11 protein-coding genes are annotated in these 23977 nt (G+C 42.0%); 1 reads left to right on the forward strand and 10 read right to left on the reverse strand.

Features of this window, described 5'->3' with window-relative positions:
• Positions 1-8 precede the first annotated feature (8 nt).
• From N7E81_RS02945 to N7E81_RS02965, 5 genes are all read right to left on the reverse strand, one after another.
• Positions 9-2585, reverse strand: a complete 2577-nt coding sequence (locus tag N7E81_RS02945; RefSeq protein ID WP_263051792.1) for a ligand-binding sensor domain-containing protein — start codon at positions 2583-2585, stop codon at positions 9-11.
• A gap of 17 nt (positions 2586-2602) precedes the next feature.
• Positions 2603-3559: a hypothetical protein gene (locus tag N7E81_RS02950; RefSeq protein ID WP_263051793.1), complete on the reverse strand. Its 957-nt coding sequence runs from the start codon at positions 3557-3559 to the stop codon at positions 2603-2605.
• 13 nt (positions 3560-3572) lie between these two features.
• Complete coding sequence (locus tag N7E81_RS02955; RefSeq protein WP_263051794.1) at positions 3573-4148, reverse strand: PKD domain-containing protein; 576 nt, start codon at positions 4146-4148, stop codon at positions 3573-3575.
• 196 nt (positions 4149-4344) lie between these two features.
• Positions 4345-5721: an SLC13 family permease gene (locus N7E81_RS02960; protein ID WP_263051795.1), complete on the reverse strand. Its 1377-nt coding sequence runs from the start codon at positions 5719-5721 to the stop codon at positions 4345-4347.
• Positions 5722-5790: 69 nt separating this feature from the next.
• On the reverse strand, positions 5791-6909 hold the full coding sequence (locus tag N7E81_RS02965; RefSeq protein WP_263051796.1) for a serine hydrolase domain-containing protein: 1119 nt from the start codon (positions 6907-6909) through the stop codon (positions 5791-5793).
• A gap of 233 nt (positions 6910-7142) precedes the next feature.
• Here N7E81_RS02965 and N7E81_RS02970 point away from each other — a divergent pair, with 233 nt between their 5' ends.
• Positions 7143-11138, forward strand: a complete 3996-nt coding sequence (locus N7E81_RS02970) for a hybrid sensor histidine kinase/response regulator transcription factor (RefSeq protein WP_263051797.1) — start codon at positions 7143-7145, stop codon at positions 11136-11138.
• Here N7E81_RS02970 and N7E81_RS02975 read toward each other — a convergent pair whose 3' ends face one another.
• From N7E81_RS02975 to N7E81_RS02995, 5 genes are all read right to left on the reverse strand, one after another.
• Positions 11139-12905: a right-handed parallel beta-helix repeat-containing protein gene (locus N7E81_RS02975; RefSeq protein WP_263051798.1), complete on the reverse strand. Its 1767-nt coding sequence runs from the start codon at positions 12903-12905 to the stop codon at positions 11139-11141. It abuts the gene before it with no gap.
• A 110-nt stretch (positions 12906-13015) separates the two neighbouring features.
• Complete coding sequence (locus tag N7E81_RS02980) at positions 13016-16483, reverse strand: T9SS type A sorting domain-containing protein (protein WP_263051799.1); 3468 nt, start codon at positions 16481-16483, stop codon at positions 13016-13018.
• Positions 16480-19164 (reverse strand): T9SS type A sorting domain-containing protein, encoded by a 2685-nt coding sequence (locus N7E81_RS02985; RefSeq protein WP_263051800.1) that lies wholly within the window; start codon positions 19162-19164, stop codon positions 16480-16482. Before N7E81_RS02985 ends, N7E81_RS02980 begins: the two co-directional genes overlap by 4 nt.
• Positions 19165-19186: 22 nt before the next feature.
• On the reverse strand, positions 19187-20830 hold the full coding sequence (locus N7E81_RS02990; protein ID WP_263051801.1) for a RagB/SusD family nutrient uptake outer membrane protein: 1644 nt from the start codon (positions 20828-20830) through the stop codon (positions 19187-19189).
• 3 nt (positions 20831-20833) lie between these two features.
• Positions 20834-23968 carry a SusC/RagA family TonB-linked outer membrane protein gene (locus N7E81_RS02995; RefSeq protein WP_263051802.1) on the reverse strand — a complete coding sequence of 1045 codons (3135 nt, stop codon included), beginning with the start codon at positions 23966-23968 and terminating at the stop codon, positions 20834-20836.
• Positions 23969-23977: the final 9 nt, after the last annotated feature.

Raw genomic sequence — 23977 nt, forward strand, 5'->3', positions numbered from 1 at the left:
TATATATGCTAGCTGTTTTTTTCTTTGGCTCGTAGAGACTCTCTATTCCTCAGATACTTCGCCATTCTCAATTCTATGGGCAATAGGACCAAGGCCAACGCCAAATTAGCACATACCTGAAAAATGGGTGTCTCACCTACAATTGATTCTATATATGGCTCCAATTCGGTATGGATATATTCGAAAACAATAAATAGACTCACATATACCATTAGTCTAATAACAAACAAATTTTGCCCCTTGGCCGAAATCAAATAGGTGATAGAAAATAGGGCAACCATTATCGAAATCTGTAGCAGATAAAACCACCATTTTTTCCAATAAGGCGAATCTATAACGAAATCTATTTCTTCATAATTGTCGTTCCAAAACTGTGAATGATCTGACTCCCTGATCCTAAAGGTATATTTTCCAGGGTCAAGATTGGTGAAAGTGGCCATGTTGACAGACGTGATAGGCGACCACTGCTTGTCGTAACCTTCTAATTGATATTGATAGAATATGCCCTCCGGTTTTTTTAAATTAATCGATACAAAATCAAAAGTGAGGTGATTCTCTTTGTAGTTGAATCTCAAGTCATTTGGAAGCATATCGTCCAACTTTGCTTGCTTGCTATGGGCCAATAGATCGACACGCTCAAAAAAGACACGTATGTCTTGAATATGAGTTCGTCTTTTTTCAATACGATGCTGGATGTGAGGCAGAATCACTTTAGTAACACCATAAGGATTCCCAAACCAAATATTGCCTTTAGCGTCTTTGGTTACTGCATTAAGTATTGCCTCTGTCTCCCCTAGTTCGCTTGGGTGGTTAAACCTTCTGACTATACCATAAGAAGATTGAATCAGGCTTAGTCCTTTGCGATGTCCTACCCAGACCTGCCCTGCACTATCTACTTCTACTGCATTACAAAAATTGGAAAGCAATCCTGTTTCTTCATCGAATCGCTGAAAATTGTTGCCATTGAAACTGTACAGTCCTGATCCAGATGTCGCGATCCAGATCATACCTGTTTGATCTTGAGAAATACTATTTATATCTCTGGCGGGAAAAACATCATCTTTGGTCAGAAAAGCCATTTCTTTCCCTGGTTTGAGTAGTGCCAGTCCCACACTTTGAGCACCAAACCAAATATTGCCTGCTTGATCTGGAAGAATTGCGAATATTTCATTGTGGTAAAAACCCATCCGTGTATTGAAATGTTCTAAAAGCTCCCCTTGGTGATTTATATGATAAACTCCATTTCCAGCAATAGAAACCCACAAATTACCGTCATTAGCTCTAGCGATATACCTCACATGATGAGAAAGTCCTACATCTACAGGGCTCAGCTTTATATCTTTAAATTCCTTTTTTGCAATGTCGTATCTGATGAGGCCTCTGGTACGTGTGCCTAGCCATACTGTACCTTGCTCTTCGAAAATCCGAGTGATTTGAAATTTTTTAGTTTCTTCGATCATTTCGAAAATCAAACTGTCTTGCTCTGGTCGGTTAAATACTTTGACCAACCCCTTATCAGTACCTAAGTAGTACAAGTCTTCGTTCACATAATGAATATCATTTACACCCTCTATATCACTCGATTTTTTCAATTCATAATGATGGAAAAAAGCCCGGTTCAATTGTATCAATCCATGGCCAAAGGTCCCGACCCAGATCTCATTTTCACGATCTACGTATAGGCTGCTTATTTGATTTCCAGGAAACCCGTGTACTTTGTCAAAGTAGGTCAACCGATGTGCATGACTGTCTTTAAGTTCTATTTCTACAAGCCCAGATGCTGCGGTTCCTACCCATAGCGTCTGAAGATGGTCGCGCGTGATCGACGTAATTCTCTTTTGCTCTAGACCTTCCACTGGGTTAAAAATTCCTTTGGTAGACGCCCCATGTTCTACGTAAAACAAACCCTCGTCAGTACCTACCCACAAAATCTCATCATCGTGAGGATCTTCATACAATGCATTTACCGTCTTGCCAAAGGATCCTACAACAAATCCAATCGGCGAAATTTCATCGTCTTCATTCCATTTCAGCATCAACAAGCCCTCATTTGTACCAATATAAAATCTATCATGATGCCTAATCAGGTCATAAGAAATTAGCTGTGACAACAACTCTATTTCGATGTGTTTAGTCTCTCCATTTTCGATTTTAACTAACCCTGAATTCTGAGTGAGCCCCCACAACGCTTGATCGTCATCTTGGTAAAATCGGTTAAGTTTACTTGAACCTGAGGCAGCTTCGGCACCTATCAATTTTCTATACTTTCCATGCTCAACAATACTGACACCTCCATTATAATAACCCAAGTACAAATGTTCATCTGGACCAACCACGCAAGCCGTAACCAAATCTCCAACCATGCTATCCATTTGGCTATAGTGTAGCATTTTTTTTCCATCAAACCGATAAAGCCCATCATCCGAACCTACCCACAAAAAGCCATCAAGGTCTTGTACAATACTATAAATGAAAATACCTTCAAAGTCTTGGTCTAATCCGTATTGTTTCACTGTAAAATCTCGAACACTCGCATGTAGACTCATACCCACGATGCCTTGCAAAAACCCTATTAAGATCCACATTTTCATCTTACTCATCATTACTTGGCAGACTCCGTTTTGTACTTCACATTTACTTTGTACTTAAACTTAGGAGGGCCTCCTATAGGAGAAGAAAAAAAAGCAACTGCTTCAGCATACTGATTAGTCAGAAAACAAACCATATCATTTCGAGACGTTTTATTTTTCACGATTTGTAAATCCATAGAAGTATTTCGCTCCCCTTCTTCTATATAGTGCTTACTCGTTCCCCAAGTATTATTCCCCGAAACTTCTGCCTTATGGCGATTTTTTGTAACAGAGTACAGAAGAACAGTACCTTCCTTATCAAAATCAAAATTGTGTTGTGTGAGGCTAATCATATCTTTGTCTATAAAAGGATACAAGTGCGCCACAGAATGAATGGCCTCTGGTAGTCTAAATGAATATTCGTAAGTGAAAGCATTGGCTCCTTCTACTTCGCGATTTACATCGGGCTGAGTACTCAAAAAATACTTGTATAAATTCCCATCGTCTCCTAAAAGACCCTCGGCTATGATTTTGAATACATGCCCATTTACCTCTTCGGATTTCTCTCCTTCTTGAGGGTTGAATGGGCCAAATGAATACCACCTATTGTCATACTTGGGTTCATTAGAAAAAGTCTTTGAAGCCAGTAAATGTCCACTGCGATAATTTCCCACGGGATCCGTTTTTCTACTGTCTGGTTCGCTATGAGTACCAGCTCCACTGTAGACCGAAAAATTGGTTCTGGTATTCCATTCTCCATTTCGTTCATCGATATTACTACCCGTACTAGGATCAAATACTCTTATGTATATAGGCTTAGTAAATGACGAAGGGATGACGAAGAAAAACACCTGACTATTGTCGTCATCTCCCCAAGCGGTGTGGCTCTCTGTACCAAAAGTGACTAAGTAGTCTATTTGTTCGAAACTACTTGGCACCATTTGAGCACCTACTTGAACGGCACTCAACAACACAAATACTGAGCTCATCAAAATTCGGTTTTTAAATCTCATCATCTTGAATTGAAAGAGTTGTGGTTTGCACCAGATTTATGGTATCATTCTGATGTATCACTTGAGCTAAAAGTCTGACAGAATAGCTTCCTGCCCGAGGATATTTATGTATTACCTCTTTGCCTACATCGTATGTGCCATCACCATAATCCCAAAAAAAATCACTTTGACCTGAAGTACTTGGACAGGAAAGTATTGAGGAAGCCGTAATTGACTTGTCTACATCTTTGCTGATGTCAATCGAGAGATGATAATTCTCTGTCACCTCGACCTGACATGTCCATTCCTTTTGAAACAAAGCATTAATTTGGGGGTCTATAACAGATAGGACCACTTCGTAGGTACCCAGATAACTATAACAATGATTAACTTTCACACCATATTTGAGAATCCCTTCTCCAAATGTCCACTGATAAACAAGGTCTTTTCTGTCCTCCTGAACAGACCCTGTAGCATCGAGCTCCACACAATTGTTGATCAGGTAGACAGAGTCATAATCCGCTGTTTGAGCTACAGTATAACTCGATATCATAAAATGGAGAATGAATGCGATCAAATACTTCATGAGTGCTTCTTTTATTCACCCAAATGAAGCTAATCTTTTGATCCATATGAGTTTTACTCGATAGAATCAGAGAAAAACCCGTTCACTAGTCGTTTTTAAACTTCGAAAGAGGTCTTATGACTTTCGGAGCCAAATGGTTCAACTTTTTAGTTCGCTATTTTATATCCTTACATCCTTCTTTATTGATTACGTCTAATCAAAAAACCATCGGAGCCAGATAAGTAGCAAACAACCAAATCAGTACAATAGACACTAGGTTCATCCAAAAGCCTGTCTGCATCATTTGCTTGATCTTGATTTTTCCTGAACTAAAAACAACAGCATTAGGAGGAGTGGCCACTGGCAACATAAATGCACAAGAAGCAGCTAGTACAGCACCAGACATCAAAACTATAGGAGACACACCCAGCGAAATGCTCAATGTGATCAATAAAGGCAGCAACATACTCGCGGTTGCGGTATTGGAAGTCATCTCCGTGAGAAAATTAGTACTCGTAATCACAATCAAAACGATCATAATAAATGGCAGAAAATCCAATTGATCAAACCCTCCAGCCAGCCATTGGGTAAGGTCTGTCATAGAAAAGCCTTTGGCTATGGCCAATCCCCCTCCAAACATCAACAGCACTCCCCATGGCAAATGCTTCGCCGTGTTCCAATTCATCAGCTTGCCTTGTTTTTCTGAAGGAACGATAAACAGGACTATAGCGCCAAAAATGGCAATAAGCGTATCGTCTACTTGTGGTAAAAAAAGATTAATCAAAAACGATCTGGAAACCCACAGGAATGCGACCACCGAAAACACAACAGCCACCCTGACCTGATCTTTGGTCAAGGCTTTAGGTTTTTCTGGAATGACGAGGCTGGATATTTTCTCTCTAGACAAACCTTTAGTCAAATACCACCAACAAATTATTATCAATAACCAGGCACATGGAAAAGCAAACAACATCCAGCGTATAAATGGCACATCTATCCCAAGTGTATCTTTTAACACAGCTGCGAAAATAATATTGGGAGGAGTCCCGATCAGCGTAGCAAAACCACCAATAGAAGCTGAATAAGCCACACCTAATAACAACTTGGTACTGAAATCACCCCCACCTTTGCCAGTAGAAGAGAGGGATAATGCTATCGGCAGCATCATGATGGCAGTAGCTGTATTAGAGATCCACATAGAAAGAAAACCAGTAGCCACCATAAAACCTAAAATAACTTTGCGAGGGCTCGTGCCTATACTGTTGACTATAAAAAAGGCAATCACTCGATGTAATCCACATTTTTCTACCGCTAAACCAATAATGAAGCCCCCCATAAAAAGAAAAATATAGCTTTGCCCATAGGCCGCAGTTACTTCACCTATTTTCATGGCACCTCCAAGCGATAGGAGCAGAATGGGCAGCAGGGAGGTCACCTCCAGCTCTACTGCTTCTGTCATCCACCAAATACCCACCCATACTGTGGTCGCCAGCACGACCTGCCCCTGATAAGAAAGCCCGTGAAGGTCTAGCACCATCACAATCAGAAAGGCCAATGGCCCAGCTAAGAGTGGAAATATTTTTTTCAAACTCATGATATATCAAAAGTAAAATCAAAAAGTGACGTTACCATTTATGCTTTTGGCAGCTGCCGACCAAAGGTATTACTGCCTCTTTTCACTCAAAAATGCCTCTACAATTAATTTCGGTATCTCTCCATATTTGGTGTTCGAAGAGTTAGACAACATGACGATCACTAGCTGATCTTCAGGGTAGATTCTAAAAACGGTGATACCCCCGACAGACCCTCCTCCATGACCATACACTTGCTTGTCGCCATGGCGACCTATCTCCCAGCCTATGCCATAATGCGTTTTTTTGCCGTTTTTCAACATTTGAGGAGTGGTAATCTCTTCTAAAGTTGGTTCAGACAAAAAGCCTGGCTGCATCATGGCTTCGCCAAATTTGATCAAATCTGAAGTGGTAGACACAAAGCCCCCACCGGCCCATTTGTAGCTATTGTCTACATATGGTGCATTTTCTATTTGGAGTGAATCTGTCCTAGACAATCGATAAAATGAAGTTCTGTCCGAAATAATACTATCATTCTGGTCTTCGCAAGTCGATAACATGCCAAGTGGGCGGAATATAGTTTTGTGCATAAAGGGTAAAAATGCCTCACCACTAGCTCCTTCTATGACCGCACTGAGCAGGTTATACCCATGACTACTATATGTATAAGCCGTACCTGGTTCATAAACCAGCGAGTCATTCATAAACATACTCAACCCCTCTTTTACCGTCTGGTAATGCTTCTTGTTTAAAAATTCATTGTTCTGATAACTCCTGATTCCAGCGATATGACCGCTCAGCTGCCTAGTACTAAAAGTATATGCCTTCTCAGGAAAGTAGGGTACATAAACCTGCACTGGCAAATCAATATCAATTCGATCAGCCTCCATCAACTTGGCCAACGCCACCGCAGTCAACGGCTTTGCTACGCTGCCCACCCTGAATCTCGTTTGACCCGCTATAACTGGCGCATTCAACTCTACATCAGCCAACCCAAATGATTCAGACCACACGGTTTGACCAGCAATAGCAACTGCCACATCCATCCCTGGCACTTTGTATGTCCTTTGTATCGAATCCACCAGCATACGAGACAACTCAATGGCATCTTTATACTTATCTTCTTGCCTCGTTTCTATTGGCGTTTTGCAAGCTGCTGTTACCAAACAAAGGAATAACACGCTCAGCGTAATAGTTTTGATTTGATTCATTATTGTAATTAAGAAATATGATTATAAAATATGACTTCTCGTTTGACCCAGTATCATTTGGTAAAGGTGAAAAACGCAACTAATTATTAACCTAAGCAGCCGTATCAATTCTCTAAAAATACGTAACATTCGACTTAATTTTTTTGATGATCTGATCAACAAACATGAAATTGTTACTTGATTTAAGATTAGCCCAAAGCACTTAAGCATTCTATATTTAGTAAATTAATTGAATGAAATTTCGACCACATCTCCCATTTCATTTCACCTGTTTCTTTTATCTATTCTTTTCTATCCTCCTTTCTGCTAGTAGGCTAAATGCTCAAGAATATTTTTTCAAGACTCTGACTGTAAACAATGGGCTTTCACAAAACGATGTCAGTGCCATTTGTCAGGATAGCTTCGGATTTATATGGATAGGGACCTATGATGGACTCAATAAGTTTGACGGCTTCACGGTACAGTCCTATCACAAAATCACAACAGACGCAAACAGCCTTCCTGGAAACAGGATAACTGCACTACAAGAAGACCACAAAAAAAGGCTTTGGATTGGTACTGAAGGTGGCGGTCTTGCCTATTATTCACTCTTGAAAGAAAGGTTTTTTAGAGTGGCTCTACCCAAACCTTTGGTATCTATACACGAAATCCTCGTGACCACGGACGGATCTGTATTTGCAACCACTTCTAATGGTGTGCTCCGACTGGTAGACCTACCAAATCCCAGATTTGAATTCATTGCCGTAAGTAAGCAATTGCACTTCCGATCAGCCAAACAAGACTTAAAAGGAAACATTTATTTTGCCGGACGTGATGGCGTATTTATATATCGAAACGGGCTCATGAAAGAAATTTCTAATCCAAAAAATATCCCATTTACACGTCTAGGATTTGACAGCAACAATAATCTCCTAGCTGGTAGCTATAATGGTCTCTACCAGATCAAAGACGGATCTGAAATCATTAAAATCAACAACCCTGATCTCGCAAATGGCAAAAGCATCTATGGTATCACCACAGATAAAAACGGTAATACTTGGCTTGGCACTGACAACTATGGCTTGATCCAATTGGATGCTGAATACAAAACCATCTCACAGATAAAAGCTACTTCTCTCGAAGAAAGAGGCCTATTGAGCAATTCGGTACTCGAACTGTTCTGCGACAAAAACAACAACCTATGGGTAGGCAATCGGCTAGGGCTTTGTTTCGCCAGTCTTAACAACGTGGGTTTTGCCTCTTTAGACCTAACCCGGCTGACCAGACCCAATGTAAGAAGCGTCCTCCTCGACGATGAACACCTATTCCTTGGCATCAACAACCAAGGTCTGTTCAACTACAACCTCGAAACAGATACGTTCAAACAAATACTTCCTCAACAAATCAACTCTGTCAGTAGTATATCTAAAATTGACAAGAAGATTTATATCTGTACCAGTAATGGTATTTTCCAATCGGATTCGGAAGACTCTTTTGCTAAAATGGAAACTGTATGGCAAGACCACTCACCTGCCCCTACCAACTTCACGTGTATTGCCAAAGATGACTTTTCAAGGTTTTACCTCGGGACTCATGCTGGGCTAGTCGTGATGGAAGCAGGCAAAGCCGTTCGGATTTGGGACAAGGACGCTTCTATGAGTCTTTTCCAAAATATTAAAATTTTCAAATCCCTATACCTACCAAAAAAACGCCAGTTACTGATTGGCACCATTTCCAAAAGTTTGTTTTCCATTACCATGGATAAAAATGGAAACTGGGTCTCGGCCAAACAAATTCCATTAATGAACATCAACGCCGAACCTATTTTCAATACCTCTGTTTGGTCTATTCATCAGTCGGCAGATAGCACATTGTGGATAGGCACAGATGCTGGATTGTTTAAAAAAGAAAAAGAGGGACAGAAGTTTCAACAAGTGGACGTACGGGGCGTGATCGACAAAAAGATCATGTGCATCACCGAAGGCACAAATGATATCCTTTGGCTTTCTAATACTCAGGGGCTTATAAGTTTTAACCCCAAAACAGCCACGATCCGAAAGTACACTTACAATGATGGCTTACTCTCAAGCACACTTACAGAGGGAGCTGCTATAGACCGCAATGGCAGGTTATACTTTGGGACGGCAAGAGGTGTGAATTACATGGACCCAAACCATATTTTCACAAACCCACATCAGCCCCAAGTGCTAATTTCAAAATTTAGCGTACACAACCAGCCCGTAAGACCTGGAGAAGAGCTGCTAGGCTCAATTATATTAAATGAGAACATCAACACAACTCGCCAGATTAAATTGAACTACAGGCAAAACAACTTCACAGTAGAGTTTACAGGCACCAATTATACCGACATTCAGGAAGGCAATTTTAAGTACCGACTCAAAGGGTATGACAAAAGCTGGATTTACACTACCTCCGAGAATCGATTTATATCCTACTCGAACCTCAAACCTGGGAATTACGAACTGACATTAGACATCGCCAATAAAGACGGCCTATGGACAAAACAACCGCAAGTCATCAGTATGCAAATCTCCCCAGCTCCATGGAAAACTCCATTTGCCTATTTGATCTACATCCTTCTATCCTTGGCTATTATTGGTGCTTTTGTATTCTTCTGGTACAACAGGCAAAAGCTCAATCATCAAATTGAACTAGACAAAATCATCATCCGGCAAGATCAGGAGCTAAGAGAAGTCCAATTGCGTTTTTTCACCGATATCGCTCATGAATTTAAGACACCGCTCTCGCTCATCATCGCGCCACTAAATGATCTGATGAATAAAACGATGAGTCAGGAAATGCGCGAAACCTGTTTCCAGATAGTCTCTCGAAATATGAAGCGTTTGGAGTATCTGGTAAGTCAATTTTTGGATTTTGGGAAAATCTCTGAAGGAGGCAGCATCTTACAAGTATCTAAACATGATCTCAGGAAATTCTCCCAAGAAACTACACGAGCTTTTCAATGGCAAATTCAAAAAGAACAAATCGACTTTAGACTAGACCTAAAAGAATGTATAGGGTATGTTGATCACGATGTTCTAGAGAAAGCACTATACAACGTGCTCTCCAATGCATTTAAGTATACACCTAAAAATGGCACGATCGAACTCAAACTAGACGTGGATGGATCGGGCGACCAAAGGCTGGCAATCATCACCGTCAGTGACAGTGGCCCAGGTATCCCCGACGAACAAAAAAGCTTGGTTTTTGACCGTTTTTTTCATGACAAAGACCGAGCCTCCTCTGGGATAGGTCTCCACCTCACGTACAATCTCATACAAGCGCATAAAGGATCCATTTCGGTATCAGACAGCCCATTCCATGGGGCTCAATTTACCATAGTACTCCCCATAGACGAAGAGACCTACGCTGAAAAAGAACTATATAATGGAGACCTAACGGAAAGACCAGAAATAATAATCAACGATGCGATCTCTTCTTCAGAAATGAAAAAAGAAGGAGAAATCATCTTGATCGTAGAAGACGACCTCGATTTAAGAAACTACTTGATGCTGAGCCTTCAGTCTCATTACGTAGTGATAGAAGCTAATAACGGCAAAGAAGGCCTGAAAATGGCCCAAGAGGAACTACCAAACATTATCATCAGTGATGTCATGATGCCGATCATGGATGGAATCGAAATGTGTGAACACCTAAAAGCAGACAGTAGCACCTCTCATATTCCTATCCTATTGCTCACCGCCAAGACTGGGATTGAATATGAGAAAAAAGGACTTGACGCTGGCGCGTGGGACTATATCGCCAAGCCATTTGACTCTGAGGCTTTGCTCCAAAAGGTGGACAACATCATAGACACCAGAAACAAGTTTAAAGCCTACTTGTCTGACCAAAACATAAACATGGAGGTAAAAACCCACTACACTTCATACGACCAGAAGTTGATGGCCAACATCTCCAAAATCATTGAAGAAAACCTACAAGACCCAGCGTTCAATGTCAATCAGTTGGCCAACGAAATAGGCCTGAGCCGTATGCACCTGCACCGCAAACTCAAATCACTAGTAGGTGAAAGTGGAAAAAGTATCATTACCAGAGTAAAAGTAAAATATGCAGCCAGCATGTTCGATCAAGGATGTGATCGTGTGCAGGAGGCTATGGATGCCATCGGCATGACCAACTATGCCAATTTCAACAATAATTTTAAGCGGGTGATGAACATGACCGCAAGCGAATACATCGCCCAGCTACACCAAAAGCCCAATGCTTGATTAGTCCTTATTGATCAACCCAGAATTATTATCCAAAAACAATTTATCCAACTCTTCTCCACGGTAAGGGTCTGCATGGTTATGAATGTATCGATTGCCCTGAAGGAAAATATTTTCACTACACTCTATAGACATGGCCATTTTGTTATACATGAAAGTATTGTTCAGTATCCAAATATTATTAATCCCCTGCCAATCTGCCGTAGCCACACCGCACCACCTCGATTTAGACTCTGGATTCTTCAGTTTGTTCATCTTCATCCTAACAGCCGCACCATTATACTCTTTTAGGTAAGTGTCGTCATAGCCGCAATTTTTAAAAATATTATTTTGAATCAGGATATGATGTGCGGCTAGTCCTTCTCCCCAGTCTACGCCATTCCCAAAATTGATGGCACTTTGACTTAGGTTTTCAAAAATATTGTTTTCTATCACTCCATAGCCATTTTGGAGGTTGAGTCCGTAGCGCCGAGCATTTCGGAAAGTACTATTTCGGATCACAAAAGATTCGCAGGCTCGGGTATCTACATAGGCGCCATCGTTTCGTTTTCCCTCACCTACTCTATCCAATCCTTCGATGGGCTGACTCAGAGACACCTGATATTCATTCTGTCCCAAGTGTGATGCTTGCATGACCATGGCCTCTCCGATCAAAATGCCCTTTCTCGGATTAAAAAATCTAAGAATATCTCCCGTTTTCAAATCATACTTTACGACAATATCGGTAGGCGAAATCACCTTTAGGATGGTACGGTGCTGCGATTTCAAGTTGAAAGCATCATCGGTATAACCTTCGAAAAGCACATTTTCTACCCAAGGGCCTATATAGCTCCCACTCACATGAATACAATCTGCATTGGCACTGTGCTGACGCCCTTCTCTCATCAAGATCTTACACCCAATGACATTCCACTCCTTATGGTTGAACGCGGAATAACTTCCCGAAGGACTCGTATAGCTGGTGATGTTCAGATAGGTCACATTTTCTCCAGAATATGAGGTAAAAATCGTTCTCCCATTCCTTCTGGCAATTTGCACATATGGATCACCTATGTCCATATCGAGCGTATATCTTTTTGCTGGATGCTGTACTCGAAACACGCCAGGCGAAACCTCTTTCCATCCTCTATCAGGAAATAAACTAGGCACCCCATCTTTGAGCTTGCCAGGAGTATTTTTATCCAGCACCACTCCCCAGACCTCTGGCGAGATTTCAAACTGCTTGTCGCTCAGCAATGGAAAACCCTCATCTATTTTAAGGTCAAAGGTGTAATTAATCGTATCTAAGGCTACCACAATACCTTGTGTGAAAGGTAAGGGGTCATAGTCTACAACCATGTCTTTGAATATTATATTCTTGCAATTGAGCAGCTTGACAAAGCCACTCTGGGGATTATGAATAACCAATTCTGCTCCATTACCATTCACAACGACATACTTCATTTCTCTAATTTCAAAAGCATGCGAGACTTCGTCTCTGGCAAACAAATCATATATACCTTTTTCAAAAATCAATTCCACTGGTCGGTCTTCAGAAGCTTTGGCTATCGCCTTGGAAATGGCTCTATCAATAGCCCCTATATCATCTTTGCCATCGTCGGGAATGGCTCCGAAATCTGCCACAGAGATTTGGGTTTTGATGGGCAAATCAAGAAGAGGAGCTTGTCTTTTTGTTCTGAAAAAATCAGGTTGTACGAAATTTTGTTGTGCATAACCGAGCCCTCCCCAACCTATTAAAAAAACTACTATCCATCTTCTCATATTCATATTGCCTCTATTTTTTTGCTGAAATGTATCGCCCACATCCTTATTGCCCATTATTGAGAATAACAAATACCAAAAGGACATGGACGACATCTTTAAATTAGGTGATATTATTAGCGTTTTATCGCTCTAAAAGTCTTCTGAACAACTCCATCAGCGTCTATGATTTCTATCAAATACATACCAGAAGGAGCGCCACCGAAAGGTATCTTCGCTTCTTTCTGTCTGTCTACTTTGAGTGTAGTCCAGACTGTGCCCGCCAAATCACAAACCCGCAACTCACTTGCCGTTGTTCCCAGTCCCTTTAGATTTAAAAAGTCTCCTGAAAATGGATTTGGGTACAATACAGTCGATCCCATCTGATCATCAGACGACAAGGGCGCTGCTACGTTGACAGCAAAGCTAATTTTGGCTCTTGTGCCCCCTTCTTTTTCCGCCAAAAGTGTGAGTGTTTCCCGTCCTTCCTTCTGACCTGTAACAATTAGCATACTATTGTCCACCTTAGCCGAAATGATCTCAGAATTACCAAGGGTTAGTTCATAAACCACATCAGGTTCATTCAAATCCTCAAATACATCCAGAAGATCTAATTGAAAGGATTCATTGACCATAACTGTTTTATCTTCTACTATAATAGCCGTGACTATTTGCCCTATCCTACTGGCTGGCATAGTCAGATAACCATCCGAATCGATCGTAGGCGAGACCCCGCCTATGGTAATCTGACTCAGTTGGGTTGCCGTCAGTCCTCCTGCACTACTTCCAAACCTAATTACTCCATTTTGAAATCCGTTGATCTCCACAGCCCCTGTGCTCCAATTGGCAGCTGAGTTGTCTTCAAAATGAACCAACGACACTGCCGAATCTAGATTCAACACCAGTTTACCTGTAGAAGAAAAAAACAATCGATCCAAGTCACTTTGGTTTTCATTGATGGACAGATTGAATGTATGTGTACTGGCAATAGAAATATTTCCATCGAGACAATTGGCAGCATTTACAGTCATGTTGCTATTGTGTCCATTGATTTGGATTTTCTGATCTGTGTTCAAAAATGTTGCGTCATCTTGCATGTTTACAGTCACGTCTGCGTTGCCCCAGAAGACCAAATCGGCATTAAAACCTGAATTGTCTGATGTACTGCCAAACACCGATGTAGTAGAAGAACCAAAAGTCAGGTTTTTGACCCCGTTCAGCGTTCCGTTAAATTCAAAAACATGAGAAGATGTACTTCCATTTGTACTGAGCAAAGTGGTAGCATTCAAAGTGAGTGTCCCCTTTTCTCCAAATTCAATAATATTGTCGTTGCTTCCATTGTTGCTGATATACACGGCATTGTTGTCTATGCTATTACGAATGTCTACGGGCACATCCAGCTTGAACCGAGCCCCTGTACTGCTATTATTCAAAATACCAGGAATGGTATATCTGTCCTTATTGTCGATAGTCAACAACGACCCACCGTTTAGTATGGTGCTGCTACTGGAAGTAGCGTTGTAAAGCTGACTCAAACTGTAGGGCTGAGTAACCAACGAACTATCAGCATCTATTCGAGCACTTTCACCTATACTTGGTGTCATATCATCCTGCCAGTTTGCAGGTATATTCCAATACTTCCCTCCTGACCCTTGAAAAATACGTGTAGCACTGATCCCTCCACTCGCAGAAAGCCAGAAGCCACTAGTGGCTGTACCTCCATTGCCATCATCTGCCGTCACATTAATTTTGGTCAGGCCATCTCCAATACTCACGATCTGTACCGAATCCGAAACGATCGAAACAGTAGCTATCGAAGTCTCACTACTTGTAGCGCTATAGCTCAAAGTACCTTGTAGGATGTCTTTGAATACACTATCAAGCCCTACTTTGAACGTAGAGAATCCATCTACTAGATCTAGGTCTGGCAAATATTCACTTTTTAAATTATTGAAATTGATACTGCCTATGTTATAGTTAAATGTATTGCCAGCTATGCGAATGTTATGAAACCCATCCCAGTCTGACATGGCCGAACCACACCATGGGTCGCAAGCGCCGTCTCCCAACTTAGCAATCATGGTACTAATAGTGGCTGATATCCCATGCTCGTCTTCATTAAACTTGGCATCGAATCCACAGTTGGTAAACGTGTTGTTTTTGATTTCAATATCATGTGCCACAAACCCTTCTTTCCAGTCCACACCGTTTTCCATTCGTATCGCACAACCACTCAGGTTTTCGAAAAGACAATCCTCGATCACACCATAGCCATTTTGCAACAACATGCCATACCTTCTGCTGTTGCGAATGGTATCGTCTCTAAATACAAAGGACTCACATGCTTTGGTATCTAGATAAGCTCTATCTCCAGAATTGTCCGTATTGAAGTTGGACAAATAGACAGGGCTAGAAAGAAAAATCCGATAAGAATTGCTCCCCAAATTATGAACCGTATCAACCAAGCCTACTCGCTCGATCAAAGCACCGTCTCGGGGATTGAAAAATGATACGGTATCTCCCACAAACAACTTGCTACTAAATCCAACTTTCATTTGTGTTGGGCTTTCTACCTCTGTGATCGTAAGGCTAGCATATTTCATATTTACCGCATCATCGCTCTGCCCTTCGAACCGACAACCCTGCACCCATGGTCCAATAATCCCTCCACTGATATGAATACAATCAGCATTAGCACTATGTACACGACCCGGTTTGATCAAAATTTTACAATCAATCATACTCCACTCTTTATGGTGGAAAGTATTATAGCTACCCGCAGGACTGCTATAGCTTTTTGTATTCAGAAAGGTGACTTGCTCTCCTGAGTTTGACTGAAATATTGTTCGCCCATTGTGCCGAGCAATCTGCACATAGTAATCGTTTACCTCGACTTGGTCTATATGTACCTGTTGTTTAAAAACAATTTGAAAAGTATCTGCATTCAATTGATACGCAGTATCAATGTTGAGCAAATTCGAGGCGCCATCTTTAAGCATGCCATTGGCGGTTTTGAGCATACCCCATCTTTCTGGGGCTGATGTGATATGATCTTCATCAGGGTAGGGCACCCCTGCCGTCACCTTCATCACAAAACGCTTGTTGACTGGATCTACACTGAGCACCTTCCCCTCAGTATATGGCAAAGGATCATAATCTACCTCAAAGCCTTTTACTATCATATGCCGAGCATCATACATACTCAGAAAACCCACTTTAGGATTGTGCATCATGATCTTTGCTCCCGTACCGTCTAGCTCTATGTATCTCCCATAGTTTAGCTTCAATGCGTGGGTGGTAGCATCGGTCGGGCTAAAATCATACGTACCGGCCTCAAATACTATTCTTACAGGGTTTCCTGAATTAGCGATCAACTTGGCTGCTTGAAAGGCATTAGCGATGCCTAAAGAGTCGTCTAGTCCATCATTTGGGTGAGCCTCATGATCAGAAACAAGAATATCTACCTTCGTATCTAGGTCTACCAATGGCAGCGCTCGATCAACTCTAAACCATTCTGGAGTTTCGAAGCTATATTGGGCGTGTACCTGAAGCAAGCACGCCACACCCAACCCTACAGTAAAAAATAACTTTTTTACAGAAATCATTCTTTAATGAGTTTCGTTTGAAAACGATGACCAGAAACTTCATCTACCAATCGAAGGATATACATACCCGACGGGATATCCAGCTCCAATTGGATCGGTTCATTGCCTACGCGCTGCAATACCTTTTCGAATACGCTTTGCCCTTCGATATTATAAATTGCTACTTGACCAGACTTAAAGTTTCCACTTAGGTTTACAGTACCATTGGGCACAGGGTTAGGATAAAGTGTCAACGGCTGGGTCAATGATATGGCTGTCAACACTTTGTTGACAGATACTGTGATCGTATCTCTGGCTATACCACCTTTTCCATCTTCGGCCGTCACGACCACTTGGGTAGTACCTAGTCCTACTTCTCCTATGTCTAGGGAGTTGCCAGATACACTTGCCGTGACTACATCCATATCCAGACTCACCGCAGAAATAGTCAGTACATCGCCATCTGCATCGATAAAAGCAGTAGCCAAATCAATAGAACTGCTCCCGAAACCTTCGAAATAGCTCTGATCGAAAAGCGGAATACCTATCACAGGCTCCTGATTGACAGCCACTTCAAATTCAAACGTGGCAGAAACCACTCCACCAAAATCATCATCTGCTGAAACCGTAATGGTAGATGTGCCTTCACCTGCTTCTAATATAGTAAGTTCGTTTCCAGTAAGCTGTACAGTAGCCACTGCGGCTGTGCTACTTTCTGCACTTAGTACCAGGGCATCGCCATCTGCATCGCTAAAAGCTCCAGTAAGGTTTATTATATAACTTTCGAAACCTAGGTATACAGTCACATCATCAAATGTAGCATCCAATACCGGGTCATTGTTGGGTGCAATGCTCACGTCGAAAGAAGTAGTACCTAGCCCTCCCTTGTTGTCATTGGCTAGCAAAGTGATCATGGCCGTACCATTTCCTACTTCTGTTAGCGTTAGATTATCTCCTACCACTAGCGCCGTCACAGCGGACTCGTTGTCACTCATGACAGTTACACTAAAATTGTCTCCGTCTGGCTCTGTAAACACACCCGATATATCTATAACCTGACTACTAAAACCAGTCTTAAACACCTGATCATTGATGGTCTGAACGACCGTTGGGTCTAGATTGTCAGGATCGCTGATGGCTACCTGAAATGTGGTTGAAGTCATAGCCCCTTGTGTGTCTTCAGCTGTCACTGTAATGGTAGACACTCCTATTCCTACTTCTGTGATGGTAAGATCTGTACCAGCCACCTCTACCGTAGCTACTGCGGTAGTGCTACTAGAAGCACCAATCGTAAATGAATCATTGCCTGGATCGGAAAAAGTAGTAGACAGGTCAAGCACTTTCGTCGTAAAACCTTCATCAAGGTTTTCATTGCTAATCGCATTAGCTACTACGGGCGCAGCATTTATCACTGTTACATCAAAAGTGGCCTCGGTAAATGCTCCCCAATCATCTGTAGCTGTCACTGTGATGGTAGACGTCCCCTCTGCCACTTCACTAATGGTAATGATGCTCTTGACCACACCTACAGTAACTGCCCCTGTATTTCCACTTTCTACTTCAAAAGTCAGTGAATCGAACTCTGGGTCTGTAATATATGCTTTGAGATCAAAACTTGAGGTTTCGAATCCTTCATCCAAATCGATGTCTTCGATGGCAGTAGATTCTACTGGAGAAGTATTGGCATCGAGATCTACAAGATAACCTTGCGCATTCAATACAGGCGTACCTCCCCCTATGTCGATTCGTCCTAACTGAGCTACTGTCAAGCCGGTATCATCTGTACCGAAGCGTAACACTTTGCTGCGAAACCCAGATATGACCAGAGTACCCAAACTCCAGTCTATTACAGAGTTATCACCAAAAAACAGGGTATCCACCTCGGCACCTAAGGATAGATCCAAAGTGCTAGTACCCAAATATAAGCTAGTGATATTCGCTTGATCTGCATTGATCTCTAGGTCAAACCCATGCCCCGCTGACAATGCCAGATACCCATGATAAATATTAGCGCCATTCAAGATCAGTGTACCACCAGGATTATTGACCTGAACCTTGTGGCCTGCAGGAACAAAAACTCCATCATCCGCTGTATTAGCCGTAACGGTAGCATTGCTACCCCAATAGACCATATCTCCATCATAATTTGAATTGTCTGAGGTCTCACCGAAAAAAACATCTGCCGAACTTGTATACTGTATGCTACTGGCTCCTTGGATACTTCCGTTCAAATGAATGGTCTTGGTTCCCTCTCCTGAACCTGTAAATCTTGCAGAGGTATTCAATGTCAAATCAGAATTAGGGCCAAAAGTTAAAACCCCATTTGTACCATTGACTTGAATAGACTCTGCTGCATCTGCTGAGTTTAAAATAATAGGTGCATCCACCAAAAAACTGGTGCCCGACGACTGTAAAATAGCTACCGAATAACCTGCCCCAGTAACTGTCAGTGTACCGCCCGCAGGATTAAGTGCAATATTTGACGCTGATCGTAAATGAGGAATTGAAGTGTCAATATCAAGCTTGGCATTGTAGTTCAGCTGGGTAATACCACCTATCACTTCTGGCAGGCCTACCGTCCAGTTAGCTTCTGTAGACCAGTTGGAATCTCCAGTACCCGCATCATTGTCAAATACATTTTGTGCCTGAGAGGCCAAGCTCAGTAATAAACCGTTAAATAAGAGTAGTAGTGTTTTTTTCATAATTAATCCGTTTATGTTGCTTTTAATATCCTGGATTCTGCTCCAGATTAGCGTTTACATCGATTTGTTGTATCGGTATGGGAAACCAAACCTTCTCTGATTTCCAATTTTGTTTTAGGGTAGGTACGATGGTATTGTAATAGCCCGCATCTGCAGATAGCGATGCAATGGTTTCATCATATTTATTAAATCTGGCCAAGTCTATTCTTCGCCAATTTTCGAAACACAATTCGCGTGAACGCTCCTCTAAAAGCTCCTCTACAAAATCAGATTTGTAGTAGGCCAAATTGAGGTCGGCCACGGTAGCAGGTTCGATCACTGATCGTTGTCTTAAGGTCGTTAGTGCAGATCGAGCAGCAGCTTCGTTGCCCGTGAAGTAGAGCGCCTCTGCATGCAGCAATAGAACATCTGCATATCTCAACAGAGGAAGAGAAATAAATGATGACCAAGCAGGCCCCGCTTTCTGTGCAGGGTCAATCATCCGATACTTTCCTATGCTAAGAAATCCGTTGTTGGCATTCACTAATGTCCTTGGTACATAGTAGGTCACTCCTTCTATATCCTCTGTGGGTTGGCTAGAGACCAAGTTGCCTGTAATGTTATGGTTTCGTCTATAGTCCTCTGCAGTGTATTTACTCCAAAGTTCTCCTAGTGGCCTGTACCAGCCATACCCTCCTCCTGCCACTGGATTGTCGCCCTGCGGGATGAATGCACTTACGATCATATTGATCACATACAAGTTGGGATTGCTAGAGGCTTCGCCCGTCAGCAAGCACTCCTCGTATTGCTGAGATTTGGTAGTTTCTCTGAATAGATAATCATAGTTATCAATCAGCCTATACCCACTTTTACTTATCAGCTCTTGAGTATAGAAAAGTGCGCGTTGGTACTGGTAATTTTCATCTACCCAATCAAAACTATTTGGGGCATATCCAAAATCTGACAGGCCGAATTTCTTAGCACTGCCTAGGTAAGTATGTGCCTTGGCCAATAGTGCCGCTGCGGTCCACTTATTCACATGGCTGCTGACTGCGGCTCTGTCTGAAAGATGGTCAAAGGCAAAAGTGTAGTCTTCGATAACCCGCTGATAGACCTCTTCAATAGGCTTTCGTTCCATCGTTTCGTCTTGAATAGACGTATCGTAAACGGGCACGGCACCATGCATCATAGACAACATCATGTGATAAAATCCTCGAAGCAATTTTGCTTCTGCCTCTACCTCTACCTTCCTATTGCCGTTGAAGTCGTCGTCAGGGATTTCGGGCAGTTTATCTATCAAATAGTTGGCTCTATTGATACCCGCATAGAAGTAAAACCAGCTCTCATTTACAAAGATGCTCTGACTGGTGAACCCTGCATTTCCCCAAGGAGAATAATTAGCCTGATTTAACCCATCTCTCACGACAGCCTCATCGGTAGCGCCATTCAGCATAATCATAAGCTGTCTGGAGTAAGTAGAATTATTGCCTATGCCCTGAATAGCATTGCCCGTGAGAATAGAGTAGATACCAGTCAGAGCAATCTCTGCGTCTGTTGCGGACTGATAAAAATTTTCTGGAGAGGTGAAAGAATACGGCTCTGCGTCGAGATGATCCTCACACGAAGAAGCCAAAAAACCCATCCCCAAAATCCAGATACTTATGTATAGTGCTTTCATTTTCTTCATTTCTTAAAATTTTACATTCAAATTAAAAGTGACTGTTTTGGATCTGGGATAGGCTATTCTGTCGAAGCCAGAGATCAGCGGGTTGTAATAATTGATCTCTGGATCCATGCCAGAATAGTTGGTCCATGTCAGCAGGTTGGTTCCTACTACACTTATCTTTATCATAGAGATCCCTATTTTCGAATAAAGAGCCGAAGGCAATGTATAACCGAGAGAGACCGTCTTTAGTCTGAGATAAGAAGCATCTTCTACAAAATAAGATGATGGAGTAGAAACGTCTATTTGAGCGAGCCCAGGGCTATCGTTTCCTCCGTTTTCAGGAGTCCAATGATTGTCATAATACTCCTTCGAAATATTCATCCAAGGTAGTATCCCGTTTAGTCTCAACTTCCCGGCATTGAACACGTCGTTGCCATAATTCCACTGAAAGAAAATAGAGAGGTCGAAATTTTTGTAACTAAAGGTGTTATTGAAACCGCCAAAATGCACAGGGTTGCTTTGCCCAATGACCGTACGGTCATATTCATCGTCGACAACCCCGTCTGGCCTCCCATCTGGCCCGCTGATGTCTTTGTATTTCATGGTGCCAGGTGCTGGATTTCCACTCTGAAACTGAGTCACATCCTCTTTCAATTCATACACTCTATCCTCATGAGCTACATTCGGGTCACTGTTGTTTTGCCATGTAAAATCTTCTATTTGATAGATCCCATCGAACATATAGCCATACATGGTGCCGATAGGTTGACCAACGATAACACGCGCTGGGTTAGTGATCCACCCGCCAGGGGTATTCACTGTAATGAATTCCGAACCGCCAAGGTTTTTCACTTCATTTCGATTAAAGCTAATATTGAAATCGGTGCTCCAATCAAAATTTTTCGTATCAATATTGACCGTGGAGAGTTGTAATTCTACCCCGTAGTTATCAATTCTACCAATATTTAGCCACTGCTGGTTGTAGCCACTTTGAGCTGCAATTGGCGCATTCATCAAGAGGTCATTGGTAATCTTTTTGTAATAATCCGCCGTGACATTCACTCGATTGCCAAACAGCCCCAGGTCAATACCTGCATTATATTGATGGGTAACCTCCCATTTCAAATCTGGATTTTCCCTAGACGATGGGGACATTCCAAAATAGGTAAAATCATCACTGGCATAGTAGGACGTTTCCATTTGAGCCAGATAAGTATTGGCAGGAATGCGCTCGTTGCCTGTCGACCCATAGCTTACTCTAAGTTTTAGGTTGCTGATCGGGTCTATCGACTGCATAAAGGCTTCGTCTGAGACTCTCCATGCTAGAGCACCTGAAGAAAAATACCCCCATCGATTACCTGGGCCAAATTTGTCCGACCCGTCTGCTCGCATACTTACCGTAAAGAGGTATTTGTCAAACAAAGAATAGTTGATCCGTCCTAAATAAGATAACCTATTCGTTCTCCATCGGTTAGAGTTGTATCCGTTCGTTACTGCGCCTTTGCTAATGTCGTTTACACCCGTCGATTGATCTTCAAAACCGGCAATGTCATTACTAAATTTCTCCCAGTTGTAATGATTGATTTCAAATGCAGCCATGGCATTAATTTTATGCGCTTGGGAGATTTTTTTGTCGTAATGAAACTGAGAAGAGTGATTGTAAGAGTAACTGCTCACCTCTGAGATCAAAGCTCTTCCATCCCAGTAGTTGCCCCAGCTAGTTTCAGAGCTGAAAAACTCTTTCAATTTGGAATGAGAATACATTCCACCTATCAGGGCATTGTACTTTAGGTTTTTAGTAATGCTGTAGTTCAGATTAGCACTGGAATATATCCTGAACATGTCGGTAGTCTTGTCTGTTTTTTGGATCAAGTCTAGAGGTGCCGTAAAAGCACTACTATATGGATCCGCATCCTGATCTCTAATTTCCCAAGGGTTAGAAAGCACAACAAATTGCGTTACCCCATTATAATCATCAATGCCTCCATTGTTCGCAATTCCAGTAATGTTTGAGTATGAAGCATTGCTATTAAACCAGAGTTTCAGTTTCTCTGAATATTTGTTTTCAAGCCGTATTCTAAAATTATAACGTTTATAGTCGTTGTTGATAATGAGCCCTTCCTGAGAGAGGTAGCCCAGTCCCACTGAATAATTGGAATTATCGTTTCCTCCTCGAAGTGTTAACTGATGTTGTATGGTATATGCCTGTCTCAAAGCCTCATTTTGCCAATCGTGAGATGGAATAGAGTCGAAATTTCGACGGTCGTCATAGGCACCATCATTGTCCGCATCTGTCATTAGGAATGACGTATTGCCTCGTTCTTCTTGATAAGCTAAGTATTCATTCGCACTAGCCACATTCATGGTTTTGGTAGCTTCTGAGATACCAAAGTCGAAGGAGTATTCTAAAGTGGCTCTTCCTCCCCCACCAGATTTAGTAGTTACGATAACGACTCCATTGGCACCTCTAGAGCCAAATATGGCTGTGGCAGAAGCGTCTTTCAGGATTTCAATAGATTCTATGTCTGCAGGATTTAAAGAGGCCAGCGGATTCATTCTGGCCTGAGAAGAGCCCGACGTAGCGACCTCATCAAAATTGACATCGATCTGAACACCATCTATAACAAATAGTGGGGACGAAGTTCCATTGATGGAGGATTGTCCTCTCACTACAATATTCATCCCTCCACCTGGCTGTCCTGAGTCTGAGGAAATCTGAACCCCAGCCATACGACCTTGCATAGCTGTCATGACATCTGGAGATTGCGATTGCAATAATTCTTCAGACTTAATACCCGACATAGATCCTGTAAGGTCTCTTTTTTTCTGCACGCCATATCCTACAATCACGACTTCGTCGAGCTGCTCCATATCCAGCTTCAACAAAATCTCTAATTGACTGTTTCTCGGCTTGATCTCCTGAGTAATGTAGCCTGTGTAGGAAACCAATAAACTGAGCGTATCGCTAGATAGGTTCAAACTAAAACTCCCATCCACATTAGCGATCGTACCCGAGGAAGTGCCTTTCACCAAAACTGTAGCACCTATAAGTGGCTCCTTCGTTTCTTCATCCAGGACTACCCCTGAGACCTTTATCTGACCTAGTGCTTGAAAACACACTGCACCGATTAATCCTAAAATCAGTAAAATTTTATTCATAGTAGAATT

The sequence above is a fragment of the Reichenbachiella carrageenanivorans genome, from assembly GCF_025639805.1.
GTDB lineage: Bacteria > Bacteroidota > Bacteroidia > Cytophagales > Cyclobacteriaceae > Reichenbachiella > Reichenbachiella carrageenanivorans.

What these genes read in the sequence shown, in the direction of transcription:
- N7E81_RS02990 (WP_263051801.1), bottom strand. Translation starts at nt 20,830, where the DNA reads ATGAAGAAAATGAAAGCACTATACATAAGTATCTGGATTTTGGGGATG.
- N7E81_RS02975 (WP_263051798.1), bottom strand. Translation starts at nt 12,905, where the DNA reads ATGAATATGAGAAGATGGATAGTAGTTTTTTTAATAGGTTGGGGAGGG.
- N7E81_RS02980 (WP_263051799.1), bottom strand. Translation starts at nt 16,483, where the DNA reads ATGATTTCTGTAAAAAAGTTATTTTTTACTGTAGGGTTGGGTGTGGCG.
- N7E81_RS02945 (WP_263051792.1), bottom strand. Translation starts at nt 2,585, where the DNA reads ATGTGGATCTTAATAGGGTTTTTGCAAGGCATCGTGGGTATGAGTCTA.
- N7E81_RS02985 (WP_263051800.1), bottom strand. Translation starts at nt 19,164, where the DNA reads ATGAAAAAAACACTACTACTCTTATTTAACGGTTTATTACTGAGCTTG.
- N7E81_RS02960 (WP_263051795.1), bottom strand. Translation starts at nt 5,721, where the DNA reads ATGAGTTTGAAAAAAATATTTCCACTCTTAGCTGGGCCATTGGCCTTT.
- N7E81_RS02970 (WP_263051797.1), top strand. Translation starts at nt 7,143, where the DNA reads ATGAAATTTCGACCACATCTCCCATTTCATTTCACCTGTTTCTTTTAT.
- N7E81_RS02995 (WP_263051802.1), bottom strand. Translation starts at nt 23,968, where the DNA reads ATGAATAAAATTTTACTGATTTTAGGATTAATCGGTGCAGTGTGTTTT.
- N7E81_RS02955 (WP_263051794.1), bottom strand. Translation starts at nt 4,148, where the DNA reads ATGAAGTATTTGATCGCATTCATTCTCCATTTTATGATATCGAGTTAT.
- N7E81_RS02950 (WP_263051793.1), bottom strand. Translation starts at nt 3,559, where the DNA reads ATGAGCTCAGTATTTGTGTTGTTGAGTGCCGTTCAAGTAGGTGCTCAA.
- N7E81_RS02965 (WP_263051796.1), bottom strand. Translation starts at nt 6,909, where the DNA reads ATGAATCAAATCAAAACTATTACGCTGAGCGTGTTATTCCTTTGTTTG.